Origin of the sequence: Bacteroides sp. UBA939 (assembly GCF_002293435.1) — a bacterium.
Lineage (GTDB): Bacteria > Bacteroidota > Bacteroidia > Bacteroidales > Bacteroidaceae > Bacteroides.
Window position 1 is genome coordinate 1 of record NZ_DBDF01000089.1, and the last position, 26,611, is coordinate 26,611.

Here is a 26,611-nt window from a genome sequence, read left to right on the forward strand (position 1 = left end):
GATGCACTAAGCCGAATGCTTACCACTTCCATCAGATATGGTTACTTTGATTTTTTTGTCATAATAATTATTTTTTGGGTTTAAAAAGTTGCAAAGGTAAAAAAATAACATGAATATCTGCATTATTATCAAATAAATCACTATCTTCGCAGTGAGCCGTTCGATTAGTTTATATTATTGATACTTTAGGCAAAGGCTTTACATGAGTATATTAATTGATATTTATCCGGTACATGAATAAATTTCTCGTTTCCATTATCACTGTCAATTACAATGGTTTGCACGATACGTGCGAAATGATTGAATCGTTCAGCCAATACGAAACTTACCCCTATGAGATGATTGTCGTAGACAACGGTTCGCTAAAACCTGAGGCTGATGAAATTGAACGACGTTATCCAAAGATAAAGCTGGTGCGGAATGTGAATAACGGTTTTGCCGGGGGGAACAATGCAGGACTGCGGGTAGCTGAAGGAGATTACTTGTTCTTTCTTAATAATGATACACTCATCCGGGAGCCGGTGTTGGAAACCCTTGTTCGCCGTCTGGAAGCAGATCCGAAGAACGGCGGCGTCTCTCCTATGCTGAAGTACAACTATGCACCTGATACCTTGCAATACGCGGGTTTTACACCTTTCTCCGGTATCACACTGCGAAACGCTGCCATCGGCTTTAACGAAAAGGAGCAACCGCAATACCGGATAGCTCACGAAACGGCATCTCTGCATGGAGCTGCCATGATGGTACGACGTGATGTATTACAGTCGGTCGGTTTCATGACGGAGATTTATTTCCTTTTCTACGAAGAATTCGACTGGTCGGCACAAATGCACCGCGCCGGATACAGATTATGGTACGAACCCGCCGCTGTAGTCTATCACAAGGAAAGCATGACGGCGAAACGGGGAACTCCATTACGAGAGTTTTATTTGTCGCGCGCGCGCATTCTATATGCCCGGCGAAACATACCGGGAAGCAGGAAAGTATTGTCTTGTTTATACCTCTCCTTTATTGCTGCTCCTAAGAAGAGTGTGATTTATCTGTTGCACGGTAAGTTTCAATTAGCAATGGCTGTGATTCGCGGCACTTTCAGAGGGCTTATTGATTATTCACACCATGTTCTGTATGAATAAATCTCTTATTCGCCTCCCTCAAGCGGAAGAGGTTGATGAACATCAACAAAAAAGAATAAGGAACAAGACATATTGCTTTGGCAAAACGCCATTTCCAAAAACGCCGTGGAATAGCAATCGCTATTGTTAACAACAATATTCCAAATATAGTCCACCACTTATATGCCAGTGTAGGAAACCAAATGGAAAGAGATACGGAAAGAATAAAAGTAAAACCTAACAATAACACCCGTGACAAGAATAACTGCTGAAAAAGTTTATCACAAAAATCCCATTTCTGATCGCGAATAGCCGGAAGTAAATGACGAACGAATTCACCAAGACTATAGTATTGGGCAGATAACCAACGACGGCGCTGTTGGTAGAAATGCCTTGTTTTCTGAATTTTTTCATCCAACACATACGTATCGGGCAAATAATGAAAGAAAATGCGCTGATAGAGCAACTTCATTTCCAGAACTCTATCAAAACCTCCAACCGAGGTATTACTCATCATCGCCTCATAAAACAACGCATATTCAAATGCCATACCGGAGCCTATCAAAGCAGCCGACCTGCCCAGGTTGACATGTCCTAAACGAAATATGGAGTTATTGACTTCTTCACTAACCGCATCTAAATAAGCCATGTCGGTATTCAGGTTTTTAGCGACACGGTGTGTCTGCACAACCTTGACATCCGGATTACCGAAAGCATTGTTCACTTCCGAAAGATAGGATGAGTTAATAATATTATCGGCATCAATAATTAATACAACATCATAAGCATCCTTATCCAAATACTCCAAGGCGGCTTTTAAGGATTTAGTATTCGTGCTTTGCTCAAAATCTACCTGAAGTAACTTGATGGGCAGTTCAGACAACTTCTCATTCGTTGCAGGTTGCATGTGGTCCGAAACAACAACTACATCGTACTTATCGCTTGGATAATCCTGAGCCAAACAAGCCTGAACCGTGTCTATAATTACAACGTCTTCCTTATAAGCGGCTATCAGTAAAGCAAACCGCTTATAGTCCTTGACGGAAACCGGTTTATCCGGTTTACGCCGTAGCGACGCCAAACTATATATCAATAAATACACTATATTTATTGAAAACAATGTATATAAAATCCAATCGATAGTATGTAGTACCTGTTCCAATTTCTATACTTTAATACAGTTATCCTTAATACAGTTATCCTTAATACAGTTATCCTTAATACAGTTATCCTTAATACAGTTTATCCGTATCCGCATTGCCCGGTAATGAAGCGTCAAACCAGTTATAATTCGTTTTGTCCTGAGACCACCTTTCATAATTCAGGTAAGCTCCGGCAATATCTTCACTCTCTAACGGATAGCGCCAGGAAGGTGATGAAGAGGATGTTCGGGGAATATCAAGCGCCCAGGGATAAGTATTGTCCATACGGTAGTATATACCTTGTGAAGCGTCCGAACGGTCTAATCCGGTACCAAACAGGGAAGCATCCATCTTTGAAGTAGGCGCAAAATCTACCAAATGTATCTCGTGACCACGGTCACCGTTTACATAAACGAACGGATTGAATTTCATATAGTCCGCTTCGGCATCAGTCAGAGGATTTTGCAAAGTAATGGTAACTTCCGTAGCCGGAATATCATTATAGCCCAGAGACTTATACGTATTTATGATTCCGGGGCCACCGAATGCACCGTTCGTATCATCCCATACAATTAAAGTGGCTTTATCATTTCCGGCTTCCAACACCGCTCCTGTCACTTCTTTTATCATTCCGGCAGAGAAAGGCAGTTCAATACCGAAACCACTTTTTACGGCACCGCCACGAGCCACCGGTTTTAACGACAACTGTATCTCATTTATACCCGAAGCATTCTTTATCCGCTTATATGTATAGTTAACCACCAGGTCATTGAAATCATAATCTCCCTTCCAGGGCCACAGGTCTTCAAAAGCCAAAGTACCATGCTGGGCATCAAATGCCGGAACCGGTTCGGGAATTATTTCGTTATCCGGAGCTATTGCTCCCGGCGAAGCTGTTGTAATCTTTAGAAGAACATCATTGAAGTCGCGGTCATTATCCACATCATCCCAATAGCGTGCATCCATACCTGCCACAATACAGTTATAATCCGGACACGAACGAATGATAGCGTTGGCTTTGTCGAGACCGCCACCATTCAAAGCGGGTGTGGAATAGAATAATTCGTAGTCCGGATAACCAGGATTAGAAGTAGAACTACTAACCTGAGGGTTCCTCGGTGCAGAGAATGAGAAAGATTTCGGATTATGGACAGGTCCGGTCAAATATGATGAACGGGCGAATGCAAAACCGATATGGGTACCTTTCGGGAAAATCGTATTATATTCCCCCTTATCTTTATCCCAATAAAGGAGTTGCACTTTTATGCCGGAAGGACAATCTCTTGATGAGACATTCGGAAAAGCCATTGTCATGCGCAACCCTGTCGTATTATTTTCTCCTTTATAAACGTCGGAATTGCTCGTTAATTCTCCTTCTTTATAATTATAGTACAATAAGGAAGAATAGTGAACCCCAAAATTACCGTCGCCGATATAGGTTATCCAAACTTCAGTACCATTGTTGTCCATAACTACCAAATCGCTGCTTTCTTTTATCGCCTCTTCATCCTCGAATTTTTTCTCAGGATACCAGGAATTAACCAGATTAACAAAATCCGTAGAAAGTTCCTCGCTTGTTATCAACGGAGATTTACCGGGGATCAAAATTCCTTTATCGCCCACACCATTATTTCCAAAAGGAGAATTAATGTTATAGCGCGGGGAAATAGGAGTATCGGACACATCAATTGCCGCACGGGTTTCCGTGAGCGCGGGAAATGCGACACCATAGAAAGAGAGGGACATACTTTCCGCAACATCCACGGTTTGCACTTGCCCGTATCCGGAGGTTACGGGATGAACGTAGAGTTGCTTTACATTCCCGGGTACAGTAATTCGGGCTTGCAAGACACCCTGATTATTGGTATAGCCGGTATAAACCGGTTCCACTTCGTGAGAAATACCTTCATTTGTACCGGGATTTTCAACGTATACATTAAAGAGTACCCCTTTCCCGGGCTTGCCGGTAGCATTATAAGCGGACAGGGAGATGTTTTTTGAAGTCTTTAATGCAAATGAAAAAGACAAATCAAGAGTAGGATCATCATCAACTTTCCTATTCGGATCATACACGTCGTTGTTTATACAAGAAACGACAAACAGCGAAGCAACAGCTAATGTAATTGCGGATAACAGAGTTCTCATAACTATATTTTTTTGATGATAACACATTTCGTTGCGAATATACAAAAAATGGTTGGAATCATCATCTTTTTAGTTAATAAACTTCTTATAAATGTGAAAAAGGAGAGATGTCACCACCTCTCCGTTTTCTGTTAAGTCTGTTTTAGCTTAGTCGATGTCTTTTGTAATCTCCTGAATATCCTGCAACGTAAAGCGACCAACGAGTTGCATAATGATGAAATTGTTTTCATCGTCCACAATCATAAGCAGGTCTTTTACGTTTTCGCCATTCATATTGGCGTAGAAAGTTACCTTGCTTTTTCCGTCGCGAACACGCATCAGTTCTTCGTGGGTTTTCCCGACTAATTGGGAGAATTCATTCCGCATTTGTGGAATAAGGTCTTTTCTACTTGTCGTAATCGTATAGAGAGATTCTACCTTCCCTTTCATGTTCATCAGGTTCAACCCGATATCCTCTATGGCGGGCATCATATTGAACATGGCTTTGGATATATACACCGAGGTTACTCCGTCTACATCTACGTATTTTTCGAATAATTTGTTATCGTTTTGCGCATAGCCCATAGCGGAGCATGCCAAGCATATCAGGGTTAAAAGAAAATATTTTGTTTTCATAATTGCTGAATATTATGGGGTTATAATTACTGTAATATTAAGGGTTATAAAATAATTAGAATTATTGCGCTTTCAGCGCTTTAAATTGTTTATCTGCTATCACATTCGCTTTGTTCACCTCTTCTCCGGCTATCGAAACTTGGTTCAAGCCTTTATTCAGTTGAGTCGACAGGAGCGCCAATGCGTTTTGCGCAGCTACGGCAGCTTCACGAGGGTCGCTGAATGTATCCTTTGATCCGACATACCGGTTTTCTACTTGGAAGAAGATGGCTACTCCTACAATCAGAGAGGCAGCAACACTTCCAATCCAATATAATGAACGCTTCTTTCTGTGGGAGACAATATGCTTCTTCTCGTCTGTAGCCCATTGTTCAATGCTACATGCCAATCGTCCGGATAATCCTTCGGGTAATTCCTGATCACTGCGAAGCGCTTCCTGAATCAATTTATCTAAATCTTTATCGTTCATGTACCTTTTATTTTTAAGTATTGTTCTTTGATTGTTTTCCGGGCACGGAAAAGCAATGTCCTCACATTTGTTCCACTGAAATTCGTTATTTCCTCGACTTCCGCGAGAGAGCACTCTTCCAGTCCGCATAGTTTGATCACCAACTTTTGTTTTTCCGGCAGTTTTTCTATCAATTGCTTCACGATTCTCACATCTTCGGCTCTTTCCAAATCCACATCCGGCGATGATTCGTAGGATATGTGCACGGTTTCAAGTTCTTTCTCGTGCCGGTTGGCACGTGGTGACCGGAGAAAATCCAGACACATATTCTTTATGAGGGTGACCGAAAATGCTTCCGGATTTTGGATGTCTTGCAACTCCATCCGTTTGTTCCACAGCTTGTAATAGGCGTCCTGTAATATGTCTTCGGCATCATTCTTGTTACCGACCATAGCCATTGCAATCCGGTAGAGTTTGGGATGAAAGGAGAAGAACTGCTGCTTGAAGCGATCAGCTTCCACTTTTTCCATGTTTTGCGGCCACTTCTTCGAAATCGGATGGCTTGATTTTACCTTGGATACGTATCAATGCATGAGAGTCGCCTGTGGTAATGACCACCATTTCCCGGATCATGTCTTTTTCTATCTTCACCAGTATTTTGGTACGGCTACCTCCTTCATTGGTAGTAATCATAGTTTCAAACTGGGGGTCTTTCAAGTTCTTGATGGCGGTGATGAGTTTTTGTTTCACTCCATCTTCGCATTTGTCAAAGTCATAAACTTCGATGACGTCCACTCCCATGGTTTCGGTAAACAGGCCTGCAATGTTCATTACGAATTTGCCCAATTTAACTTTTTCGGATGCTTCCGCACGAGAGAATTCTTTGAAAAGTTCGTCAACACTGTAATTCCGGCTATAACCTATCTGGCAAACCAGTAGTAACGTAAGTAGGGTAATACACTTTTTCATAATAGATGTTTTTTTGATGTTATTTGTGTATAAGACGAGATGGCCTTACAGCTTGTTGCAAAGAAAATGTTTTTTTTATGAGTAGAGTTCCTGTTTCTGTATACATCTGCGTTATCCGCGTCTAAAAAATTACTTGTATTGCGCTAACCTTTTACATGCTTTATTGTATTTTTGCAGTCAAATAAAAAATGGGATGACATATTTAGGTGAAATACTTTCGTTGGGTGTGGCTATTTCCTGGACGGCGACCGCCCTTTTTTCTGAAGTTGGCAGTAAACGATTGGGGGCATTGCAGTTGAATGTAATCCGCATGACGCTCTCTTTGGTTATGCTGGGAATCACCTTATGGTACTTTACAGGGTCTCCCGTACCACTGTATGCCGATGGCAGGACTTGGTTCTGGCTGTCATTGTCGGGTTTTGTCGGTTATGTATTGGGTGATTATTGTTTGTTTAATGCGTATGTAGTGATTGGTTCCCGCTTCGGACAGTTGTTTATGACATTGGCGCCTATTGCAGCTGCCTTTTCCGGTTGGGCAATTTTGGGCGAACACATGTCTATGCAGGCCATTGCGGGTATGTTAGTGACTATTACGGGAATCAGTATATCTATTTTCAACCGGGGAACTGCTCACAAGATAGGGTTAAAACTGCCATTGAAGGGTGTTCTTTTGGGCATTGGAGCCGGAGTAGGTCAAGGCGTGGGACTTGTGCTGAGTAAAGTCGGTATGAATTATTATGAAATGAGTATCCCCCACGGTATGGAAGCCGTAAACGACTTGCTACCGTTTGCTTCTACGTTTATTCGCGCCATCACAGGTGTTCTGGGCTTTCTGCTGGTAATGGGATATCAACGGAAATTTGATACACTCCTTGCCGTAAAGCACGACAGTAAGGGTGCGTGGGCGGCTTTGGGGGCTACGGTTTTCGGTCCGTTTGTAGGAGTTTCTATTTCACTCATGGCAGTGCAGTACACGGAAGCCGGCATTGCTTCCACACTGATGGCGCTAACTCCCATCTTTATTTTATTGCCTTCCCGCCTCTTCCTTAAACAAAAGATTACTTTGAAAGAGGTGGCTGGAGCTGCTATTAGTGTTTTGGGGGTGTCTCTGTTCTTTCTTTAATTGAATATATAAACCTCCACTCTGTCATCGTGCACGGAGTAGATAAGTCGATGCTCAGAATTAATCCGTCTCGACCATTTCCCTGCCAAGTCATATTTAAGAGGTTCCGGCTTACCAATTCCGGCATAGGGATGTTCCAATATGTCAGCCAGTAACTTCTTGATACGATTCGCAACTCCAGGATTGTTCTTCTTCCAATATTCCCAATGCTCCATGGCAGTAGGAGTAAATATTATCTTCATAATGAATCTAAATCGACCTCAATTCCTTTACCCGCTTTCAAATCTTCCTCTCCTCTATATATATCCTCCATTGTTTGGGGCGAGGACATGATGTATTCCGTCTCCTTTAACGAATTATATTCTTCCAAAGAAATCATCACTACTCCCGTTCCATTCCCACGATTAATGATTACTGTATCGCAATCATCAACCACAGAGTCAATATAGCCTTTAAGATTTGCTCTTAAATCCGTGTAATTAGTAGTTCTCATAACTCTTCTTTTCATTTTGCACAAAAGTATGTACTTATTTGCGTACCTACAAATTTAATCAGTTAAAAATGAGGTAACTCAAGATAGACATAAATATAATTTTGATGCGATTGCCCTGTTTCCTCTTACAGGTACTCTCACTTAATAAAGAAAATGATTATCTTTGTGCAACTTACAAAATATTAATAGTTATGAACCAACAGCTTTTGAAAGAAATAGAAATAGGATCTAAAAGTGCCCTCGTCAAAAAGAGAATTATTACACATTATATATATAATGGAAGTTCTACAATTCCCGACCTTTCAAAAGAACTGGAATTAAGTGTACCAACCGTCACTAAATTCGTTGATGAAATGTGTGATGACGGTTATATCAATGATTACGGAAAACTGGAAACCAGTGGCGGACGTCACCCGAATCTTTATGGCCTCAATCCCGAATCAGGGTATTTTCTGGGTGTAGATATCAAAAAGCTCTCTGTTAACATCGGACTGATCAACTTTAAAGGTGATATGGTAGAGTTGAAGATGGATGTACCTTATAAATTCGAGAACTCGATTGAGGGAATGAATGAGTTATGCAAACTCATTCTCGATTTTATAAAGGGACTCACCATCAACAAAGATAAAATCCTGAATGTTAATGTAAATGTGTCGGGACGGGTAAATCCCGAATCGGGATATAGTTTCAGTCTGTTCAATTTTGAAGAGAAACCATTGGCTGATGTATTAACCGAAAAATTAGGGTATAAAGTAACTGTTGATAATGATACGCGCGCCATGACCTATGGAGAATATATGCAAGGGTGCGTGAAAGGGGAAAAAGACATTATTTTCGTAAATGTAAGTTGGGGGATAGGTATCGGGATTATTATTGATGGTAAAATCTATACCGGCAAATCAGGTTTCTCGGGTGAGTTTGGTCACGTAAGCGCCTATGATAATGAGATAATCTGCCATTGTGGCAAAAAAGGATGCCTGGAAACAGAAACCTCCGGTTCAGCGCTCCACCGGATTTTATTAGAACGTATCCGGAACGGGGAAAGCTCCATACTATCAGCACAAATTACCGATAAGAAAGATCCCATAACTATTGATGATATAATTGCCGCTGTAAACAAGGAAGACTTGCTCTGCATCGAAATTGTAGAAGAAATCGGGCAAAAACTGGGCAAACAAATTGCAGGACTAATTAATATTTTCAATCCGGAACTGGTTATTATAGGGGGTACTCTATCTTTGACCGGAGACTATATCACTCAGCCAATAAAAACAGCTGTACGCAAATACTCCCTAAATCTGGTCAATAAAGATTCAGCCATCGTAACCTCCAAATTGAAAGATAAGGCAGGGATCGTTGGAGCTTGTATGCTGGCACGTAGCAGAATGTTTGAGAGTTAATTCCATTCACACACGCTACATAGAAAATGCCATGATAACATTTCCGAATGCCAAAATAAACCTGGGACTGAATGTCGTAGAAAAGCGTCCCGACGGATATCATAATCTGGAAACCGTATTTTATCCCGTCCCTATAGAAGATGCGCTTGAAATCAACATTCTGAACGGAGGTAATGAGAAATTCCGTCTGCATCAGGCAGGAATAGAAATTGAAGGAGAAGCTGAAAACAACTTGGTGGTAAAAGCCTATAAGCTCTTAGATGAAAAGTATGACCTGCCACCTGTAGATATTCACCTGTTCAAACACATCCCTTCAGGTGCAGGCTTGGGCGGCGGCTCATCCGACGCGGCTTATATGCTGAAACTACTGAATGAAAAGTTCGCTTTGGGATTGACAAATGAAAGTTTGGAAGAATACGCAGCTAAGTTAGGAGCCGATTGCGCTTTTTTTATCCGGAATACTCCAATGTATGCCGAAGGAATAGGCAACATCCTCTCTCCTATCTCTTTATCCTTAAAAGGATATCAGATGTTTTTAGTAAAACCGGATGTTTTTGTTTCTACCCGCGAAGCTTTTGCACAAATAAAACCACACCGGCAAGAAATTCCATTGAAAGAAGTGCTGACACATCCTATAGAAGAGTGGAAAGAACTTATGAAGAATGACTTCGAAGAAAGTGTATTCCCACAGTTCCCGGTCATCAGGGGAATTAAGGAAAGGCTTTATAAGCAAGGAGCCATATACGCTGCCATGACGGGTTCCGGTTCATCCGTATTTGGATTGTTCAAACCAGAGGATGATAAACTGACAGAAGAAGGTTTCGGAGAAAAGGCATTCGTGTATCGGGGAATATTGAAGTAAGAAACCTTGGCTCACCCAGTCACCCGAAATTTCCGGCACATGAAATACCGATTCTTGATAAACCAAGACAGGGAGAATAGACATTTACATAGTATTATTCCACAACTATATCCTTGGCCACGGATAGTGAAATATATAATAGAAACAGCGGGATGAAAAAGCTTCGACGGAAGATTGGGCGAAATCCTCACCATTTTACTATTCTAATCTATTAGAGACATATAATCATTAAAGTATTTCCTTATTCGTTCAATTTGAGATTTCTTTATATTCTGAAAACGTAATGCTTGCTTAGTTGTGTCTATACCAAATAAAACAATTAAATTACCGAAAGAAGTATTCATGAACATTGTTGGAAACGAATCTACATCTTCCATATCTATGGATACAGTTTGATTACTGTTTATAGCATCCCTTACTATACCAAACAGCATTATACCTCCATCCGGATAGCTTCTTCCGTCCAATATGTCTTTTATCTTAACTGTTACCATAATTATTATGTTATAAACAAACATCTCCTTCAATTTCTTCATCTTTTTCAAATGAATCAATTGAGATATCAAAGTAAATCAATGTTCCTTTAAAATCAAAATCTAAAGTATATGTTCTAATATTATTTTTGTTTTCTTGGCAAAACAACAGAGCTTTGTTACTAACAACCCTCATCATTCCACCATTCTTAAGATTAGATAATACATTATCCAATCCAAACCCCCTATTGTGCTTATTGGTTTTAGCGGAAACGCCAATATCTAACGAGCTTTTTAGTGCTAACTCATCACTTTTTATCTCAGGCATAGCAGCCCTAAGAGTAGTTGGAATTCCCAAACCTAAATCACATGCGGCAAAATGTATTTTCCCTTCTTCCTCATCATAATTGATATATGAAAAAGCAATGCCATTAGATTTAGAATGGTCTGCAACATTTGCATATATCTCATCTAAAGAATTTTGAAAGCCAGAAATATCTAACCCTTTAAAGTATGTTCTTTGTAAATACTCCGTAATTACAATACTATACTCTTTGGCTCTATTATTCACGATCTTCCATAAATTCAAATTAGACGTATCTTTCTCTTTAACATACGCAGTATTAGTATTGTTTATGTATCGGTGCATTTCAACCTCGCTAAAAACAAAATTGATTAATTCCAAATCATCTGCCTCAAAATAAACAATATAATTATATCTCTCAATATATTCAATAAGACAAGAAAGAAGTACTATATGAAAAGGAGTAAAATCATTTTTCTTGATTGTATTTGGAATATGTATTTTAATCTCCTGTTTTATCCCACTATTATTCGGTTTCAAAAGTCGAATTATAGAATTCACACTTTTAATCCAATACCTTCTGTCCTTTTTATCAAATATAATTCTTTCCATTATTAGTATTCGCGTTGCATATCAACCACACTACAATATATTTGTGACCACAAAGATATATTATTCTAAAATAAAAAGAAACACTTACTCTAACATTTTTCCAGCTCTTGCATTTATAACAATTACTACTGCCACAAATTACACTTTACACCACCCCTACATAAGCCCTCCCGAACGCCTATAAATTACTTAGTAGTCTGCCAATTACCCAGTAGTAGTTGCCCAATTACCTACTAGTAGTTCAGACTCTACTACTAAGTAGTTTCAAATAGCATTTAAACCATCTTTAAAGAGACCACAAACAACAAGAAAACACAGATTGATCTTACACCCTATAGCAGTCGCTCGTTCCGGGCGAACAACAAAAAAATAAGCCCTGTCTCCCGACAAGGCTTATTTACAACACAAACACAAAATAAAACACGACAAAACTACTATGCAATCCCACCTGTCTATGCCGGGGAGGCATACGTACTGGCTATGGATATTCACATACACATAAACAGCTTCAGGCTGATTCGCATTTTATAAACAAATGCGGGGAAGCATTTGTTTATTTTTTATTTGTTAATAAAAACAAAATATCTTCTAAATGCTTATTGAATACCTCTTTCACGAAGCTTCAATTGCCAATTCCATGCAGAACGCAATGTATCTTCTATGGTTTCAACAGCTTTCCAACCTAATTCTTCGTTAGCGAACTTAGGATCCGCCCATACCTTTTCAATATCTCCCGCGCGACGGCCAACAATCTGATAGTTCAGTTTTACACCAGTCGCTTTTTCGAAAGCACTGATCAGTTCCAATACTGAAAGACCGCGTCCCGTTCCGATATTAAATACTTCTACCTTCTCTTTTTGTTTATTCTCCAAGATACGGCAGATAGCGATTACGTGCGCTTTTGCCAAATCGACTACATTAATAAAGTCGCGTATGCAAGAGCCGTCGGGCGTATCATAATCATCACCAAATACACTCAGTTTCTCACGGATACCGATAGCGGTTTGGGTCAGATAAGGTATCAAATTTTGAGGCACACCATTAGGTAATTCACCCAGTAATGCCGTAGGATGCGCACCAATCGGATTAAAATAGCGCAATAATATTGCATTGATAGGGGCACCGGATGCTATTGTATCACGAACGATTTCTTCATTGATCTGTTTTGTGTTACCATAAGGAGATTCCGCTTTCTTAATCGGAGCGTTCTCCGTTACCGGCAATTCGTCCGGCTGGCCATAAACAGTGCAAGAAGACGAGAATACGATACCTTCCACTCCATGCTTCGGCATCAGTTCGAGCAGGTTAATCAACGAAACCAAATTGTTACGGTAATAAAGCAACGGTTTCTGAACCGACTCACCTACTGCTTTACTGGCTGCAAAGTGAATGATAGCCTTAATGCCTTTATACTTATCAAATAAAGCGTCAAGTCCGGCAAAGTCCAAACAATCCAATACTTCAAATGCGGGACGAATGCCTGATACTTTTTCAATATTATCTATTACGTCAACGTTGGAGTTAGACAGATTATCTATTATGACTACTTCATATCCGGCATTTTGCAGTTCTACTACAGTATGAGAACCTATATAACCGGTACCACCGGTGACCAATATTTTTTCCTTCATTTGTGATTTATCTTTAGGGCATCTTCTTTTATGGGCACAAAATTAAAAAATAATTTTAAATAAGAAAGCAAAAAAGAGTATTTTTTATATATAAAAAAACAAAGGGGCAGATGAAACTCTACCCCTTTGCTTATTTATTGTTCTATTTTTCAGATTTTGACTACACCGGAGAAGCCCATGAATGCCATAGCCAGTAAACCGGCCGTGATTAGAGCTATCGGAGTTCCCTTCATTCCTTTGGGGATATTAACCAAGCTCATCTGTTCGCGCAAGCCTGCAAAAATAGTCAGTGCCAAGCCGAAACCAAGGGCAGTGGAAAACGCATATACGACGCCGGTCAGTAAATCATAGTCTTTTTGAATAACGAGAATAGCTACACCCAGAATACAGCAGTTGGTGGTAATCAACGGTAAAAATACGCCCAACGCCTGATACAAGGAAGGTGACACTTTCTTCAGAATGATTTCTACCATCTGAACCAATGCGGCAATTACCAGGATGAAGGTAATGGTCTGCAAATAGCCTAAATCGAAAGCATCGAGCACAAACTTCTGAATCAGAAATGTTACGATAGTGGCGATGGTGAGCACGAATGCCACAGCAGCCGACATACCCAACGCTGTTTCCACTTTCTTGGATACACCGAGGAACGGACAAATACCCAGGAACTGCGACAACACGATGTTGTTGACAAAGATTGCCGAAATAAATATCAATATATAATCCATACTTTTCAAGATTAAGAATTGAAAGCTAAGAATTGAAAGCAGTTGCTACTCTCATCCTTATTTCAATTTCCTATTATTAATTCGTTTTCAGTCTGTTAATCAATGCAATCAGATAACCCAAGGCTATAAAAGCGCCCGGAGCGAGGACAAACACCAACATACCGTATTCTTCGGGAAGAATGGACAGGTTGAAAATCTTGCCTGTTCCCAGGAATTCGCGCACAGCCCCCAGCAACGTCAAAGCGACGGTGAAGCCAAGACCCATGCCCAGACCGTCGAACAACGAGGTTACAGGACCATTCTTGGCGGCAAATGCCTCAGCACGTCCCAGTACGATACAGTTCACCACAATCAGCGGGATGAACAGACCCAGCGTTGCATACAATGTCGGAACAAAAGCTTGCATAACCATCTGCAACAATGTCACGAAAGAGGCAATCACCACGATGAAAGACGGAATACGCACCATATCGGGGATAAGATTCTTAATCAGAGAGATTACTACGTTGGAACAGATGAGCACAAACATGGTTGCCAGTCCCATACCCATACCATTAATGGCGGAAGAGGTTGTACCCAACGTAGGACACATACCAAGCAGAAGCACAAATATAGGATTCTCTTTAACAATCCCATTCATCATAACTTTAAAATTACTCATATCTGATACTCCTTTCTTAATTAGCGCTGACAGAGTCCGCAGCTTCAACAGCCGCGCCTTCAGCAGGTTCAACAACTTTTTGCGTAGCGCCCGTAGCAGCATCCGTTTCATTCTGACCGACATAAGCGGCATAAGCGGCATTCACTGCATTCAGGAAAGCACGTGTAGTAATGGTAGAAGCCGTAATAGCATCTACCTGACCGCCATCTTTGGTTACAGACAACGGACTCTTGCCCGGATTCATGCCTTTGATACTTCCTTTATTACCTTCTTTAAACCAGTCGGCAGCTTTGGAACCCAATCCCGGAGTCTCCACATGCGACAACAGAGAATAATCTATAATGTGACCTTCCGCATCAAAGCCTACCAGTACTCTCAGTTCGCCACCGAATGCCATTGCAGCAGCTTCGACGGCTGCACCGATAAATTCTCCGCCTTTCGTAGCAGGGTACACGGCATAATCCACGCCATTCACCGCCTGTATCTTCTTCTCAGCAATCGGGTCATTATCAAAACCGGGAACCACTGCACTGACAGCATCGCTCAATGTCTTTGCATTGGCCTGCGCAATAGGTTCTTTCGTCAGTTCGTTCACATACGCCAGCAGTGCCACGGAGATAGCGGTAACGCCCGTGAGTACCAGCAACATATTCTTCAAGGATGATTCTAACTTCTTCATTTCTTTTTCGCTACCTCCCCAAAGCGTTTAGGTTTGCAATATGTATTGATCAGCGGAGTGAAAGCGTTCATTATCAGAATAGCGAACGACATGCCTTCGGGATAAGCGCCGAACAATCGGATAATCACTGTCAGCAGACCGATAGATACGCCATAAATCAGCATACCTTTCTTACTCATTGGAGAGGTGACATAGTCCGTAGCCATAAAGATAGCGCCCAGCATCAAACCACCGGTGAGCAACTGGAGCACCGGAGAAACATAAAGTTCCGGATTCACCAGATACATAATGCCTGAGAACGCGAATACCGTAACCAATATAGAAACCGGAATATGCCAGGTGATGATTTTCTTCCAGAGCATATAAGCCAATCCCAGCAACAGCGCCAATGCACTTACTTCACCGAGGCAGCCGCCATTGTTACCAATCAGCAGGTCAAGAGAAGACGGCAGGTCTTTCAAAGCTTCTATATTTCCACTGGCAACCTGCTTCATCAGGCTAAGCGGAGTGGCAGCGGTTGTCGCATCCGTATACGCAGTCAACTGTCCGACAACAGGCCAGCTCGTCATTTGTACCGGGAAAGAGAGCAACAGGAACACACGGCCTGCAAGTGCAGGGTTGAACGGATTGTTACCCAATCCGCCGAAAGACATCTTGCCGACACCGATTGCAAACAATGCACCCAGGATAATAATCCAGATGGGAAGGTTTGAAGGCAAGTTGAATGCCAGCAACACACCTGTAATTGCAGCCGAACCGTCGTTAATCGTTGTGGTTTCCTTCTTCATAATGAATCTGCCGATAGCCCATTCAAAGAATATACAGGCGGTTACCGAAGTAGCGGTGACAATCCAAACACCCAGTCCGAAGAAATAGAGCGATACAAGAAACGCAGGAATCAATGCAATAAGCACGCCATACATATTCTTCTTCACGCTGTCGCCGCCGTGGACATGGGGCGAAAGTGATACTATTAATTTATTTTCCATACTTCATTAATTTTTAGATTGGCGTGCACGGATTATCGCTCCTACCTTGGCTTTGCCCAAACGGCAATAGTCAAGCAACGGACGGTTTGCCGGACAAGTGAACTGGCATGAACCGCACTCGATACAATCCATAATCTTATCTTTCTCCATTCTTTCAAACTCCGCATGTTCAGCAAGCGCCGACAGCAAGTAGGGTTCCAGTCCCATCGGACAAGCGCCCACACACTTCGCACAGCGTATGCAAGGCTGCATTTCACCACGCTTGGCTTCTTTCTGATTCATAATCAGGATACCGGAGCTACCTTTCGCAGTCGGAACGTCGGTATTCACCAACGCTTTACCCATCATCGGACCACCACCGATAACCTTACCCGTATCTTCGGGAAGACCACCGCAAGCATCAATCAACTGTTTCATCGGCGTACCGATACGCGCCAGGAAATTGGATGGTTTTGCCAGCGATTTGCCCGTTACGGTAATGACACGTTCAAACAACGGTTTATTTTTCTGCACAGCCTCATATACTGCAAATGCGGTACCCACGTTTTGTACCACTGCACCGGTAGAAATAGGTAGCGCACCACTTGCTACCTGACGTTTGGTAATGGCGTCAATCAATTGCTTTTCACCTCCTTGCGGATATTGCACTTTCAAGGCAACTACCTCAATGCCCGCATAACTTGAAGCTACTTTAGTCATCAACCGGATAGCATCGGGCTTATTGTTCTCAATACCGATAAATGCTTTGTTTACCTTTACGGCCTTCATCAGAATAGATACGCCTACCATGATTTCTTCCGCATGTTCCAGCATCAACTGATGGTCGGCGGTCAGATAAGGTTCACATTCCACAGCATTGATAATGACGCATTCGGCTTTTAATGAAGGCGGCGGACAGAGCTTTACCTGTGTAGGGAAGCAGGCGCCACCCAATCCGACAATACCGGCATCGGCAATCTTCTTCACAATTTCCTCGGACGTAAGGTTGCACTCTTTCACCAGCGTCGCAGTGCGGTCAATGTTCTCTTCCCATTCATCACCTTCTACATCAATGAAAATGGCAGGTTTCGGATAGCCGCCGGCATCAATAATCGTATCGATTTTAGCTACCTTGCCGCTGACGGACGAGTGAATGGCTGCTGATACAAAACCACCGGGTTCGGCAATCTTTGTACCGACCTTCACCACATCTCCTTTGTTCACAAGCGGTTTTGCAGGAGCGCCGATGTGTTGCCCCAACAAGATTACAGCTTTGGCAGGAACTTCCGCCTTAATGATGGACTGATGTGCTGAAAGTTTATTTTCGTGTGGATGAACACCACCGATTGAAAATGTCTTCAACATACAATTCTGTATTTTTAGTCGTTTATTATTTCTTTATTTAAGTTTCGCAAGTTCTCTGTATATTACTGGAGTATCTCTATTCTCCTCCTCCCAGGAGGAGAAGAACGTACCTTAGTGAAAGAAATCAGATAATCTATCAGCGAAGCTAATAAAGATACTACTGTTAATCAATAATATAAATAACATGCGAAACTTGAGTTCTTTATATTATGCCTCGGCTTTCAGAGTTTCAACCTGAGGTTCAGCCTGAGGAACTTCAACCACTTTCGGAGTTGCCGCTACCTTAGGAGCAGGCGCTTCACCTTCCGCTTTCGGCTTGCGCGGCGGGAAGTTAAGGGCGATGATTGTATTTTGCGGGCAAGCCTCTTCGCACTTACGGCATAACTTACATTTGTTCGGGTCGATATAAGCCAGATTGTTTTCCAGCGTAATAGCTTCGAATGAACAGACTTTCACACACTTACCGCAGCCGATACAAGCAACCGCACATGCCTTGCGGGCTATGGCTCCCTTATCTTTGTTAACACACTGTACATAGATACGGCGTGATTTCTTGCCTTGCGGACGGATTTCGATAATATTCTTCGGGCAAGCCTTGACACAAGCGCCGCAAGCCGTACATTGGGTTTCATCCACCTCCGGAAGTCCTGTTTCAGGATTGATGCGGATAGCATCGAACTGGCAGGCAACCACACAGTCGCCACAACCCAAGCATCCGAAACTGCAACCTGTTTCGCCACCATAAAGAGAGGAAGCGATTGCGCAACTCTTCGCCCCATCGTACAGGTTGGTACGGGGACGGTTGGCACAGGTTCCGTTACATCTCACAACCGCAACCATCGGTTCGGAAGCTGTAGCATCCAATCCAAGAATCTCGGCAATCTTTGCCATTACAGGTTGTCCGCCTACCGGACACGATTTACCTTCAAGCGTGTCTGCTTTCACACAAGCATCAGCAAAACCGCTACAACCCGGATAACCACACCCACCGCAATTTGCCTGGGGCAACACCTCCCCTATCTGTGCGATTCGCGGGTCTTCATACACAGCAAATTTCTTGGAAGCCGCATACAGGATAACAGCCGAAATCAGCGCTATAGCTCCCAATGAAATTACTGCAATCAGAATTACATTCATAAATTAGTCGTTATTTAATTATTTAATATTTCCAGTTAGTGTGCCGGCTTTATCGAAAATGAGAACTTCTTTCCCATACGGGTTTTATTCAACCACAGTATATAATAATAAGGTATAAGAAGAGCCAACGAACAAAGTGCGGAGCTAAGTTCGTCATTCCAGATAGCCATAAATATGAAGAGAGAAATAATCAGAATACAGAAAGGAACTACAAAGGCCCATAGTACAGCCATCATTCCCATAGATAATTCACCGAAAACTATCACCCGGTCTCCGGGTTGATAAGAAGAGGCATCGACGGTCACTATGTCTATCAACTTTTCTTTTGTATCAGCAGAGGAACAATGTCCTTTGGCGCTACACGTTGAGCAAGCTGATGATTGGACAATTCTCACCGTGATATGAGAACCGTTTATGCTTTCCACAATACCTTGATGTTTTATAATATCTGCCATTTTGCAAACTGCGCATTACAAATTGCGGCAAATTTACGCATTATTTATGAACTGCAAGACATTCGCCGGCTTTTTTATGTGTACGCAAACGAACTTTTGCCCGTTTTAACTATTTTTCTTCACTTTTTCATAGAACCGAATACCAAAATAAGGCTTGCCAAAAGGATGGTACACTATCAAAAAGATATCTTTCATTCGCAAATTACGCGGATTACGCAGATCGGGTTTTATATAAATCTACGTAATCCGCGTAATCTGCGGATGAAAGATAGTGGAACTTATGCTTCTGACACTGCCTCTTTTCCTTTATTAATTACAGCTATACATGGTTACCATTTGTAATTGATACCGAAACTCAGCAATTCCTTAACCTGGAAATAACTGCTACCTGTAGTCGGCTTGCTACTGTCATCGAAGCGGGCATGCACATAGAGCTTGGTTGAAAGATAGCGATTCAATACAAAGTTGAACGTGTTTTCCCATTCGATACGTACCCATTCATAACTGGTCAGGTAGTTCAAGCGGGATTCTAAATTAATAGTGGGAATGATTTGCCACGTCAAAGTTGGTTGTACCTGCGAACCGAAATTGTGCATTACGCTCTTGCCTTCTTCCAAACCGAAGTCTACCTCATTAACTCTCTCATTGCCTACATAACGCATAGTCCACGTCAACGGAGCGACAAAGACAGACAGATTGAATTTCGCCTTCTTCAATTTATAGTCCATACCGATACTGGCAGACCAGTCGGCAGGAGATAAAAAGGCTGATACCAGCGATTCATTATTGGCTTTATAGCCGTGACAGAACTGGGTTTTGAATTCGGTAGAAACCGTATAATACCAATTTGAAGCAGCCTGAATACCTAACTTACTGAATAAACGAAGTTGGTCGGTATTGACCAGGTATGAATGGAATTCATCGGACGGAGTGGAAGAAAAGCCCAGTTTGGCATCCAGCAAGTTTTCCCACTGAAGCTTTTCACGGTCGTTATAATTAGCATACAACTGTAAGTTGGCGAGTACGGAGTTTGTACTTTCACCTCCTTTATACCAGTTAGAAGAGATATAATTCTGGGTGATTTGCAAAGATCCGTTTCCGCCTGTTACCCACCAATTGGGTTTGCGAACAAGCACCGTGGCGTCTTCTTTCACATCGGCGGCTGTTTTTTCCTGAGTAAACAGCTTTACTACGGAAGGTTTTGAGGATGCTTCTTTCTCTATATTGTCCCTGAATACTTTCACCTGCATGATATCATCTTCAAACGATACAATCTTGCGCGGGTCAGTATGTACATAGAGATACAATAACGAACGGTCAACCATTTCATTGGCACGTTCCTTTGAAGTAAAACGGGCTTCATCAAAAGGTAAAAGCTCTTTGGTCAGGGATGGGATGGCGTGCAGAGGCTGGAACTTCCACTTCAGTTCTGAGATACGCTCCATCGGGGAGTTATAATATGTGAAGGGAACAAACAGACGGTAATAATCCGGATTGGGCGCTATATATCGCTCCGGTGTTTCCGGATCATTCAAATAATCCAGTACACCTAAATATTTCTCATACAATATAGAAACAGTATCTATTTTGCAAGCATCATCGTCCGGTTTCAACTTTAAGACGAAATATTGTTGCATCAACTCTGACAAGGTGTCCGTTTGTACGGTAACCAAATCTTTTTCAGTCTCTAATAATACAGGTTCTATTGTGCTTTGCGCCATCACCGACGTAGAAAATAGCACGGCAACTGTCCACAATGACAAGTTTCTATTCTTCATAACGCCCCATAATTTATGTTTTGCTTGCAAAAGTAAGCCAAAATGTTTAGAAAACATAGAAAACCTAAAAAAAAGATTCTGCTTGCATTGTTCATACGGGTCAGGGGGTGGTTTATATATAATGTGCTTAGCGGTAATAATACTCTTATTTCTTCGTCCTATGAGATGAATTTCAATGCCTCAACCTACAGTATGAATACTACAGCAATCCAACAGCTTTAGAACAGTCAAATATCATTTTGCTAATAAGTGACACTTTGTATTTTTAGTTGGCTGAGAATGCGATATTTCCGCACCAGTACTTGTAGAGTTGGAAATACGCGAACGAAAATCCATAAGCAACAGATTATTAGCGTGATATCGAAATACTGACATTTATTCCAGAACAAAATATCTCCTAAAAAGTGTGCATACAGGAGAAAAATCGAGGTAACAAGCTAATTACTTATAGGTAACAAGCCAACTACTTATAAATAGTTAGTCATCTACTTATAAGTAGTTAATGTTTTACTTATAGGTAATAAGCATTCTATCTATAAATAGTAAGCACTTTCTGCATAAACAACCTGCAAATATGCAAGAACATACAAGAATAACGTATTTTTATTCCTTATTTATTCAAAGAATATTCCAGAATGTTATTTTATAAGCATGTATGAGTTATAAAAACAAAGAATATCGCATCATTTTGATGAATAAAGCGATGTATCACTATCATAATGTACATGCTTGCCGAACAGCATCAAGAAACGAATTTGCATGTTGTTCCATAAAAATGTATTTTTGCGCTTAATTTTCATGAAATACACAAGATCAAGATGACTCAATCACCCCCCAAAACACCTAAAGGCTTCACGAAAGCATTTTGGGTAAGCAACACAGTCGAATTGTTTGAACGCATGGCATACTATGCCGTCTTCATTGTTCTAACGATTTATCTCTCTTCTATTTTAGGCTTCAGCGACATTGAAGCAAGTATGATTTCCGGCCTATTCTCGGGCGGCCTCTATCTGTTACCCATCTTTACGGGGGCGTATGCCGATAAGATAGGTTTCCGCAAGTCAATGATTGTAGCCTTCTCCCTTTTATCCGTCGGATACCTGGGATTGGGAGTGCTTCCCACTCTGTTGGAAGCCGCCGGCTTGGTAGAATATGGCAAGACAACCCACTTTAGCGGACTGCCGGATAGTGATACGCGCTGGATGATTGTTCCCGTACTGTTCGTTATTATGGTAGGCGGTTCGTTTATCAAATCCATTATATCCGCATCGGTGGCAAAAGAAACCACCGAAGCAACGCGCGCACGCGGGTACTCCATTTTTTATATGATGGTGAACATCGGTGCATTCACCGGAAAGACGGTGATTGACCCGCTACGCAACGTCATTGGCGAACAAGCATATATCTATATCAACTACTTCTCAGGAGCCATGACAGTATTGGCACTGCTTTCCGTTATCCTGCTCTATAAATCAACCCACACGGCAGGACAAGGAAAAAGTATGCAGGAAATCAGTGAAGGCTTCATGCGCATTGTCACCAATTGGCGCTTATTGGTTTTGATTCTGATTGTGACAGGTTTCTGGATGGTACAGCAACAATTATACGCCACAATGCCCAAATATGTAATCCGTATGGCAGGCGAAACGGCTAAACCGGGCTGGATAGCCAATGTAAATCCGTTTGTAGTGGTGTGTTGCGTTAGTTTCGTAACGCGACTGATGGCAAAACGTTCTGCCATTACATCCATGAACATCGGCATGTTTCTCATACCGCTTTCGGCCACACTGATGGCTTTCGGCAATCTGCTTGGCAACGATGTTATAAGCGGAATGAGCAATATCACCCTGATGATGATAGCAGGTATCGTAATACAGGCATTGGCAGAATGTTTTATTTCACCCCGCTACCTGGAATACTTCTCCCTTCAAGCTCCCAAAGGCGAAGAAGGCATGTATCTCGGTTTCAGCCACCTGCATTCCTTCCTCTCTTCTATTTTCGGTTTCGCAAGCGCCGGACTATTGTTGACAAAATACTGCCCTGACCCCGCACTGTTTGACTCCCGTGAAGCATGGGAAGCCGCCAGCGTCAATGCACACTATATATGGTATTACTTTGCTGCTATCGGATTGATATCCGCTTTTGCTTTGCTGGTTTTTGCTAAAATCACTGGATTCATCGACAAAAAGAAAAAAGCCAAGGTCTGAATATCTTATTTTTTATGTATATTTGCCGTCACTTTGCTATCAAAGTGACGGCTTTTTTTAATTAAAGAGAACAGAATGAAAGTAAAATTTATAAGCCTTGCAAGCGGAAGCAGCGGCAACTGTTATTATATAGGCACTGAAAAATACGGAATACTTATTGATGCCGGTATCGCGGCACGTACCATTAAGAAGTCGCTGAAAGATGTGGGCATTGGTATGGAAACTATACGTGCGGTGTTTGTTACCCACGACCATGCCGACCATATTAAAGCGGTGGGCGGACTGGGAGAAAAACTGCATATCCCTATTTATTCAACCGCTCTTATTCACGAAGGAATCAACAAAAGTTATTGCATGACGGAGAAACTCTATTCATCCGTTCGCTACCTTGAAAAAGAACAACCCATGCAATTGGAAGACTTCCGTATCGAGTCGTTCGAAGTACCCCACGACGGTACGGACAATGTAGGTTATTGCATTGAAATTGACGGGAAAGTATTCTCGTTCCTTACCGACTTGGGTGAAATCACTCCTACCGCAGCAAGATTCATCCGCAAGGCCAACTACCTGATACTGGAAGCCAACTATGATGATGAAATGTTGCGCATGGGTACATATCCGCCATATCTGAAAGAACGTATTACAGGACGTACCGGTCACATGAGCAACCTTGCAACGGCCGAATTCTTAGCGGAAAACATGAGGGAAGACTTGAAATACGTCTGGCTTTGCCATTTGAGTAAAGACAACAACCATCCGGAGCTTGCTTACAAGACGGTTGAATGGAAATTAAGAAGCACAGGAATCATAGTAGGCAAAGACGTACAACTCTGCGCATTGAAGCGGAATTCACCTTCCGAACTATACGTGTTTGAGTAACAGGTAGTAATACACCGCTATGTCCGGATAGGCATAATATACGGTGGAAGAGCTTGCCATAAAGTCCGTATGAAAGAATGCTTTCCTGCTCTTTCCGCGAATCTCCCCATAACTGCCTTTGAACGATACGTTATAAGCCGTAGCGCAAAAGCGCACCTGCTCTGCGGCAGTATCCTTTGCCAATTGCGGGCAGCGGCGATACAATAGTTTCACGAACAGCGACAAGTATATGCATTGCCACTGTACATCGTCCAATCGGCGTATCCGCGCACGGCGCGCCTCCATGCTGTCCGACAGGTCGAAATAAATCCCGTAGTAGTGCCTCCACTCCGTTTGCATCCACTCCCGCTCCACCTCTTCGGCAAAGGAAGGTTTCATCTGAAAGCGTCCGATGGAGAAGTTTGCCATACGCGTGCCTCCTTGCACATAGAGCGCTTTGATGGCTGCCGTCTCCATAATGTTCTGCAGAGCGGAGTAACGTATTTGTTCGGGGAAAACTACCGCCACCGCCAAGTCGGCAGGAACTGAAAACGCATTAAAGATAACATTCCACACCTGCCGCTGTTTCTCCACATAACGTTCGGCAGACGTCCAGTTGTTCTTGAATATCTGCTTGAAATCCCGGGGTTCGGTGTGCCCCCCGAAGGAGCACACCCACACCAGCATAGTTGTTATAACTTGTAGATACATTTTTTAATACTGTTATCCTGCATGATAACCCATTCTAATTTACGGTCTGATTCCTGGAATGCCAAGGGATAGAAAGACGTACCGTCCTGCAAGGTAAGCGAACCATCGCGCGCATAAGTCACATTGCGACTTCCGGATTCCGAAGTCCATGTTTTGTACGTAGGAGGCGTACGGGGCGTACGGGGCTGCAACTGCGTGTTCACTTCCTTTTCCGTCACTACCCGGCGTTGTCCGTTCTCATATACGTAATATTCATTTGTTTCGGTATTACGAATCAGGATATTGCTATTAGCGAGGAAGTCCGTTACCGAAGAAGCAAAACCGCTTTCGGGGGAACACAGGTATTCGTTCTCTTTCATCTCCAGAAGCGTCTCCATCTGTACAGGCAGCACGTCGGGTTGCGGAAAGTCGCTGTAGGCCTGGTGAAGGATATCGGTAAAGTTCGTCACCAGATTGTAGGGCGCCCGGTTCACGGCACAGGCCGGAATCATTTCCTCCTTCGCCATCTCCCTGAACAAGTTCTCCATTTCGGGCAACATAGCTTTCGTTCCGTCCAATTGCGTTTGAAGACTGTTTCGCCACAGTTTAGCAGCGCGTGTACGGTAGTTCTTCATCAATTCGTCGGCTTGCGCATAGAGTTTGTCTATCTCTTTACGATCGTCGGTGACAAATATCTGCCCGTATATATTCTTCAAGTTCTTTTCATATTCACGGGCTATCTCTTCGCAATCAACAACAACACCTTTATTCTTCTCCAGCAACTGCTGCCTTCTCTTATTGAATTTCAGCAGCTGTTGGTTCAGCTTCATATACTGTTCATTGATGGCATTCACTTTCTCAAGGCCTTTCCTGCTCTCCACTGCCATTGAAAGCATATCACTCATGATATCGGGATTCTCCGCCATAAACTCCATCATTTCATCTTCAGTCAGTTCCCTGCCTTTTTCTTTCTGCGCCTTTTCTATTTTGGCCATTGTAGCTGTCAGCTTACCCATTCCGGTGTTACTCAGAATGGCATTGGTTGCCTTTTCCTCCAACCGCTTCCTTTCCGCCTCGGGCAGATTCGGGTCTTCCATACGTTTCATTTCTTCTACGGTAAGCCCCATTAAACCGGATACTTCCTGATACATCTTTTCACGATAAACGAGCATGTCTTCATCCGAACAGGTGTTTTGTTCATCCAGTTCCGATACACGCATGTCTACGGCCACAATCTTGCGATAGTAACTCTCGCGGGCCGACTCCGTAGGGAATACCAGCTCATTGACAGAAGGCAGTGCAGGCAGTTCGTCCAACAAGGCTTGTACGGTCGACGCTTTACTGGGTTGTATCATTTCGTCCCAGGATGAAGTCGCCATGCGTCGTTTCGGAATCTTGTCCACAGGAGTGGGAGTGGCATTATTCGTTCCCATCTCTGCCTCTTCTCCTACATCCGGTATTCCTAATCTATCCGATAGCTTCTTCCGGATGTTCGATTCTCTTTCCGATTCCTTTTCCGATTCTTTCTCAGACTCTTTCTCGGATTCTTCCGTTCCCAACACTGCATTTTCTACTTTCTGTTTCAGTTTCTTCAGGAAACCCTGACCGTAAACAGTAACCGGCATAAAAGCGCCGAACGCAAAACATACCAAAATGAGTAAAACATTCTTTTTCATATTCGTATTATTTATTTAAGTTTCGCATGTTACTGGTAGTATCATGTTACTGGTAGTATCTCTATTCTCCTCCTCCTGGG

At 42.4% G+C, this 26,611-nt stretch carries 27 protein-coding genes; 6 read left to right on the forward strand and 21 right to left on the reverse strand.

Features of this window, described 5'->3' with window-relative positions:
- Positions 1 to 233 precede the first annotated feature (233 nt).
- The gene (locus B2Z67_RS06140) at positions 234 to 1,133 is read left to right on the forward strand and encodes a glycosyltransferase family 2 protein (RefSeq protein ID WP_291528937.1); all 900 of its coding nucleotides are present in this window, start codon (positions 234 to 236) and stop codon (positions 1,131 to 1,133) included.
- On the opposite strand, the gene B2Z67_RS06145 is transcribed toward B2Z67_RS06140, so the two are convergent.
- The 6 genes from B2Z67_RS06145 to B2Z67_RS06170 form a co-directional block, all read right to left on the reverse strand.
- Positions 1,099 to 2,274 (reverse strand): glycosyltransferase, encoded by a 1,176-nt coding sequence (locus tag B2Z67_RS06145; RefSeq protein WP_291528938.1) that lies wholly within the window; start codon positions 2,272 to 2,274, stop codon positions 1,099 to 1,101. The genes B2Z67_RS06140 and B2Z67_RS06145 overlap by 35 nt on opposite strands.
- A gap of 70 nt (positions 2,275 to 2,344) precedes the next feature.
- Positions 2,345 to 4,399 carry an LruC domain-containing protein gene (locus B2Z67_RS06150; protein WP_291528939.1) on the reverse strand — a complete coding sequence of 685 codons (2,055 nt, stop codon included), beginning with the start codon at positions 4,397 to 4,399 and terminating at the stop codon, positions 2,345 to 2,347.
- 147 nt (positions 4,400 to 4,546) lie between these two features.
- Positions 4,547 to 5,014 (reverse strand): DUF4252 domain-containing protein, encoded by a 468-nt coding sequence (locus B2Z67_RS06155; protein WP_291528940.1) that lies wholly within the window; start codon positions 5,012 to 5,014, stop codon positions 4,547 to 4,549.
- Between the two features lie 61 nt (positions 5,015 to 5,075).
- Positions 5,076 to 5,483 (reverse strand): hypothetical protein, encoded by a 408-nt coding sequence (locus B2Z67_RS06160; RefSeq protein ID WP_291528941.1) that lies wholly within the window; start codon positions 5,481 to 5,483, stop codon positions 5,076 to 5,078.
- Complete coding sequence (locus tag B2Z67_RS06165; RefSeq protein WP_291528963.1) at positions 5,480 to 5,983, reverse strand: RNA polymerase sigma factor; 504 nt, start codon at positions 5,981 to 5,983, stop codon at positions 5,480 to 5,482. Before B2Z67_RS06165 ends, B2Z67_RS06160 begins: the two co-directional genes overlap by 4 nt.
- The gene (locus B2Z67_RS06170) at positions 5,973 to 6,431 is read right to left on the reverse strand and encodes a DUF4252 domain-containing protein (RefSeq protein ID WP_291528942.1); all 459 of its coding nucleotides are present in this window, start codon (positions 6,429 to 6,431) and stop codon (positions 5,973 to 5,975) included. Before B2Z67_RS06170 ends, B2Z67_RS06165 begins: the two co-directional genes overlap by 11 nt.
- A 193-nt stretch (positions 6,432 to 6,624) precedes the next feature.
- Between B2Z67_RS06170 and B2Z67_RS06175 the strand changes: the two genes are divergently transcribed.
- Positions 6,625 to 7,554, forward strand: a complete 930-nt coding sequence (locus B2Z67_RS06175) for a DMT family transporter (RefSeq protein WP_291528943.1) — start codon at positions 6,625 to 6,627, stop codon at positions 7,552 to 7,554.
- Here the strand turns inward: B2Z67_RS06175 and B2Z67_RS06180 are convergent.
- Both B2Z67_RS06180 and B2Z67_RS06185 read right to left on the reverse strand, forming a co-directional pair.
- A complete protein-coding gene (locus B2Z67_RS06180; RefSeq protein ID WP_291528944.1) occupies positions 7,551 to 7,796 on the reverse strand; it encodes a Txe/YoeB family addiction module toxin in 246 nt (81 codons plus the stop codon). The two genes, B2Z67_RS06175 and B2Z67_RS06180, sit on opposite strands and share 4 nt — an antisense overlap.
- Positions 7,793 to 8,047: a type II toxin-antitoxin system Phd/YefM family antitoxin gene (locus tag B2Z67_RS06185; RefSeq protein ID WP_291528945.1), complete on the reverse strand. Its 255-nt coding sequence runs from the start codon at positions 8,045 to 8,047 to the stop codon at positions 7,793 to 7,795. Before B2Z67_RS06185 ends, B2Z67_RS06180 begins: the two co-directional genes overlap by 4 nt.
- Positions 8,048 to 8,238: 191 nt before the next feature.
- On the opposite strand from B2Z67_RS06185, the gene B2Z67_RS06190 reads away from it, so the two are divergent.
- On the forward strand, positions 8,239 to 9,447 hold the full coding sequence (locus B2Z67_RS06190) for an ROK family transcriptional regulator (protein WP_291528946.1): 1,209 nt from the start codon (positions 8,239 to 8,241) through the stop codon (positions 9,445 to 9,447).
- Positions 9,448 to 9,478: 31 nt separating this feature from the next.
- Positions 9,479 to 10,309, forward strand: a complete 831-nt coding sequence (ispE, locus tag B2Z67_RS06195) for a 4-(cytidine 5'-diphospho)-2-C-methyl-D-erythritol kinase (RefSeq protein WP_291528947.1) — start codon at positions 9,479 to 9,481, stop codon at positions 10,307 to 10,309.
- 203 nt (positions 10,310 to 10,512) lie between these two features.
- Here the strand turns inward: ispE and B2Z67_RS06200 are convergent, their stop codons facing one another.
- From B2Z67_RS06200 to B2Z67_RS06250, 11 genes are all read right to left on the reverse strand, one after another.
- Entirely contained in the window at positions 10,513 to 10,845 is a 333-nt protein-coding gene (locus tag B2Z67_RS06200) for an STAS-like domain-containing protein (protein ID WP_291528948.1), read from the reverse strand.
- On the reverse strand, positions 10,814 to 11,698 hold the full coding sequence (locus B2Z67_RS06205; RefSeq protein ID WP_291528949.1) for a hypothetical protein: 885 nt from the start codon (positions 11,696 to 11,698) through the stop codon (positions 10,814 to 10,816). Before B2Z67_RS06205 ends, B2Z67_RS06200 begins: the two co-directional genes overlap by 32 nt.
- 596 nt (positions 11,699 to 12,294) lie before the next feature.
- Positions 12,295 to 13,329, reverse strand: coding sequence for a UDP-glucose 4-epimerase GalE (galE, locus tag B2Z67_RS06210; protein ID WP_291528950.1), 1,035 nt, complete (start codon positions 13,327 to 13,329; stop codon positions 12,295 to 12,297).
- 149 nt (positions 13,330 to 13,478) lie between these two features.
- Entirely contained in the window at positions 13,479 to 14,057 is a 579-nt protein-coding gene (gene rsxA, locus B2Z67_RS06215; protein WP_291528951.1) for an electron transport complex subunit RsxA, read from the reverse strand.
- Positions 14,058 to 14,133: 76 nt separating this feature from the next.
- Positions 14,134 to 14,718, reverse strand: a complete 585-nt coding sequence (rsxE, locus tag B2Z67_RS06220) for an electron transport complex subunit RsxE (RefSeq protein WP_291528952.1) — start codon at positions 14,716 to 14,718, stop codon at positions 14,134 to 14,136.
- Positions 14,719 to 14,734: 16 nt separating this feature from the next.
- Positions 14,735 to 15,397, reverse strand: coding sequence for an RnfABCDGE type electron transport complex subunit G (locus B2Z67_RS06225; protein WP_291528953.1), 663 nt, complete (start codon positions 15,395 to 15,397; stop codon positions 14,735 to 14,737).
- Positions 15,394 to 16,386: an RnfABCDGE type electron transport complex subunit D gene (locus B2Z67_RS06230; protein WP_291528954.1), complete on the reverse strand. Its 993-nt coding sequence runs from the start codon at positions 16,384 to 16,386 to the stop codon at positions 15,394 to 15,396. The genes B2Z67_RS06225 and B2Z67_RS06230 overlap by 4 nt, the downstream gene beginning before the upstream one ends.
- Positions 16,387 to 16,392: 6 nt before the next feature.
- Positions 16,393 to 17,730, reverse strand: coding sequence for an electron transport complex subunit RsxC (rsxC, locus tag B2Z67_RS06235; RefSeq protein ID WP_291528955.1), 1,338 nt, complete (start codon positions 17,728 to 17,730; stop codon positions 16,393 to 16,395).
- A 207-nt stretch (positions 17,731 to 17,937) separates the two neighbouring features.
- Positions 17,938 to 18,867 (reverse strand): Fe-S cluster domain-containing protein, encoded by a 930-nt coding sequence (locus B2Z67_RS06240; protein ID WP_291528956.1) that lies wholly within the window; start codon positions 18,865 to 18,867, stop codon positions 17,938 to 17,940.
- A 35-nt stretch (positions 18,868 to 18,902) separates the two neighbouring features.
- On the reverse strand, positions 18,903 to 19,322 hold the full coding sequence (locus B2Z67_RS06245) for a SoxR reducing system RseC family protein (RefSeq protein ID WP_291528957.1): 420 nt from the start codon (positions 19,320 to 19,322) through the stop codon (positions 18,903 to 18,905).
- A 329-nt stretch (positions 19,323 to 19,651) separates the two neighbouring features.
- On the reverse strand, positions 19,652 to 21,100 hold the full coding sequence (locus tag B2Z67_RS06250) for a DUF3078 domain-containing protein (RefSeq protein WP_291528958.1): 1,449 nt from the start codon (positions 21,098 to 21,100) through the stop codon (positions 19,652 to 19,654).
- Between the two features lie 818 nt (positions 21,101 to 21,918).
- On the opposite strand from B2Z67_RS06250, the gene B2Z67_RS06255 reads away from it, so the two are divergent.
- Together B2Z67_RS06255 and B2Z67_RS06260 are read left to right on the forward strand one after the other, a co-directional pair.
- Positions 21,919 to 23,307, forward strand: coding sequence for a peptide MFS transporter (locus tag B2Z67_RS06255; protein WP_291528959.1), 1,389 nt, complete (start codon positions 21,919 to 21,921; stop codon positions 23,305 to 23,307).
- A 75-nt stretch (positions 23,308 to 23,382) separates the two neighbouring features.
- The gene (locus B2Z67_RS06260) at positions 23,383 to 24,186 is read left to right on the forward strand and encodes an MBL fold metallo-hydrolase (RefSeq protein WP_291528960.1); all 804 of its coding nucleotides are present in this window, start codon (positions 23,383 to 23,385) and stop codon (positions 24,184 to 24,186) included.
- Here the strand turns inward: B2Z67_RS06260 and B2Z67_RS06265 are convergent.
- Both B2Z67_RS06265 and B2Z67_RS06270 read right to left on the reverse strand, forming a co-directional pair.
- Positions 24,169 to 24,876, reverse strand: coding sequence for a hypothetical protein (locus B2Z67_RS06265; RefSeq protein ID WP_291528961.1), 708 nt, complete (start codon positions 24,874 to 24,876; stop codon positions 24,169 to 24,171). The two genes, B2Z67_RS06260 and B2Z67_RS06265, sit on opposite strands and share 18 nt — an antisense overlap.
- On the reverse strand, positions 24,858 to 26,531 hold the full coding sequence (locus B2Z67_RS06270) for a hypothetical protein (protein WP_291528962.1): 1,674 nt from the start codon (positions 26,529 to 26,531) through the stop codon (positions 24,858 to 24,860). Before B2Z67_RS06270 ends, B2Z67_RS06265 begins: the two co-directional genes overlap by 19 nt.
- Positions 26,532 to 26,611: the final 80 nt, after the last annotated feature.

What these genes read in the sequence shown, in the direction of transcription:
- B2Z67_RS06140 (WP_291528937.1), top strand. Translation starts at nt 234, where the DNA reads ATGAATAAATTTCTCGTTTCCATTATCACTGTCAATTACAATGGTTTG.
- B2Z67_RS06150 (WP_291528939.1), bottom strand. Translation starts at nt 4,399, where the DNA reads ATGAGAACTCTGTTATCCGCAATTACATTAGCTGTTGCTTCGCTGTTT.
- B2Z67_RS06155 (WP_291528940.1), bottom strand. Translation starts at nt 5,014, where the DNA reads ATGAAAACAAAATATTTTCTTTTAACCCTGATATGCTTGGCATGCTCC.
- B2Z67_RS06160 (WP_291528941.1), bottom strand. Translation starts at nt 5,483, where the DNA reads ATGAACGATAAAGATTTAGATAAATTGATTCAGGAAGCGCTTCGCAGT.
- B2Z67_RS06170 (WP_291528942.1), bottom strand. Translation starts at nt 6,431, where the DNA reads ATGAAAAAGTGTATTACCCTACTTACGTTACTACTGGTTTGCCAGATA.
- B2Z67_RS06175 (WP_291528943.1), top strand. Translation starts at nt 6,625, where the DNA reads ATGACATATTTAGGTGAAATACTTTCGTTGGGTGTGGCTATTTCCTGG.
- B2Z67_RS06180 (WP_291528944.1), bottom strand. Translation starts at nt 7,796, where the DNA reads ATGAAGATAATATTTACTCCTACTGCCATGGAGCATTGGGAATATTGG.
- B2Z67_RS06185 (WP_291528945.1), bottom strand. Translation starts at nt 8,047, where the DNA reads ATGAGAACTACTAATTACACGGATTTAAGAGCAAATCTTAAAGGCTAT.
- B2Z67_RS06190 (WP_291528946.1), top strand. Translation starts at nt 8,239, where the DNA reads ATGAACCAACAGCTTTTGAAAGAAATAGAAATAGGATCTAAAAGTGCC.
- ispE (WP_291528947.1), top strand. Translation starts at nt 9,479, where the DNA reads ATGATAACATTTCCGAATGCCAAAATAAACCTGGGACTGAATGTCGTA.
- B2Z67_RS06200 (WP_291528948.1), bottom strand. Translation starts at nt 10,845, where the DNA reads ATGAAGAAATTGAAGGAGATGTTTGTTTATAACATAATAATTATGGTA.
- B2Z67_RS06205 (WP_291528949.1), bottom strand. Translation starts at nt 11,698, where the DNA reads ATGGAAAGAATTATATTTGATAAAAAGGACAGAAGGTATTGGATTAAA.
- galE (WP_291528950.1), bottom strand. Translation starts at nt 13,329, where the DNA reads ATGAAGGAAAAAATATTGGTCACCGGTGGTACCGGTTATATAGGTTCT.
- rsxA (WP_291528951.1), bottom strand. Translation starts at nt 14,057, where the DNA reads ATGGATTATATATTGATATTTATTTCGGCAATCTTTGTCAACAACATC.
- rsxE (WP_291528952.1), bottom strand. Translation starts at nt 14,718, where the DNA reads ATGAGTAATTTTAAAGTTATGATGAATGGGATTGTTAAAGAGAATCCT.
- B2Z67_RS06225 (WP_291528953.1), bottom strand. Translation starts at nt 15,397, where the DNA reads ATGAAGAAGTTAGAATCATCCTTGAAGAATATGTTGCTGGTACTCACG.
- B2Z67_RS06230 (WP_291528954.1), bottom strand. Translation starts at nt 16,386, where the DNA reads ATGGAAAATAAATTAATAGTATCACTTTCGCCCCATGTCCACGGCGGC.
- rsxC (WP_291528955.1), bottom strand. Translation starts at nt 17,730, where the DNA reads ATGTTGAAGACATTTTCAATCGGTGGTGTTCATCCACACGAAAATAAA.
- B2Z67_RS06240 (WP_291528956.1), bottom strand. Translation starts at nt 18,867, where the DNA reads ATGAATGTAATTCTGATTGCAGTAATTTCATTGGGAGCTATAGCGCTG.
- B2Z67_RS06245 (WP_291528957.1), bottom strand. Translation starts at nt 19,322, where the DNA reads ATGGCAGATATTATAAAACATCAAGGTATTGTGGAAAGCATAAACGGT.
- B2Z67_RS06250 (WP_291528958.1), bottom strand. Translation starts at nt 21,100, where the DNA reads ATGAAGAATAGAAACTTGTCATTGTGGACAGTTGCCGTGCTATTTTCT.
- B2Z67_RS06255 (WP_291528959.1), top strand. Translation starts at nt 21,919, where the DNA reads ATGACTCAATCACCCCCCAAAACACCTAAAGGCTTCACGAAAGCATTT.
- B2Z67_RS06260 (WP_291528960.1), top strand. Translation starts at nt 23,383, where the DNA reads ATGAAAGTAAAATTTATAAGCCTTGCAAGCGGAAGCAGCGGCAACTGT.
- B2Z67_RS06265 (WP_291528961.1), bottom strand. Translation starts at nt 24,876, where the DNA reads ATGTATCTACAAGTTATAACAACTATGCTGGTGTGGGTGTGCTCCTTC.
- B2Z67_RS06270 (WP_291528962.1), bottom strand. Translation starts at nt 26,531, where the DNA reads ATGAAAAAGAATGTTTTACTCATTTTGGTATGTTTTGCGTTCGGCGCT.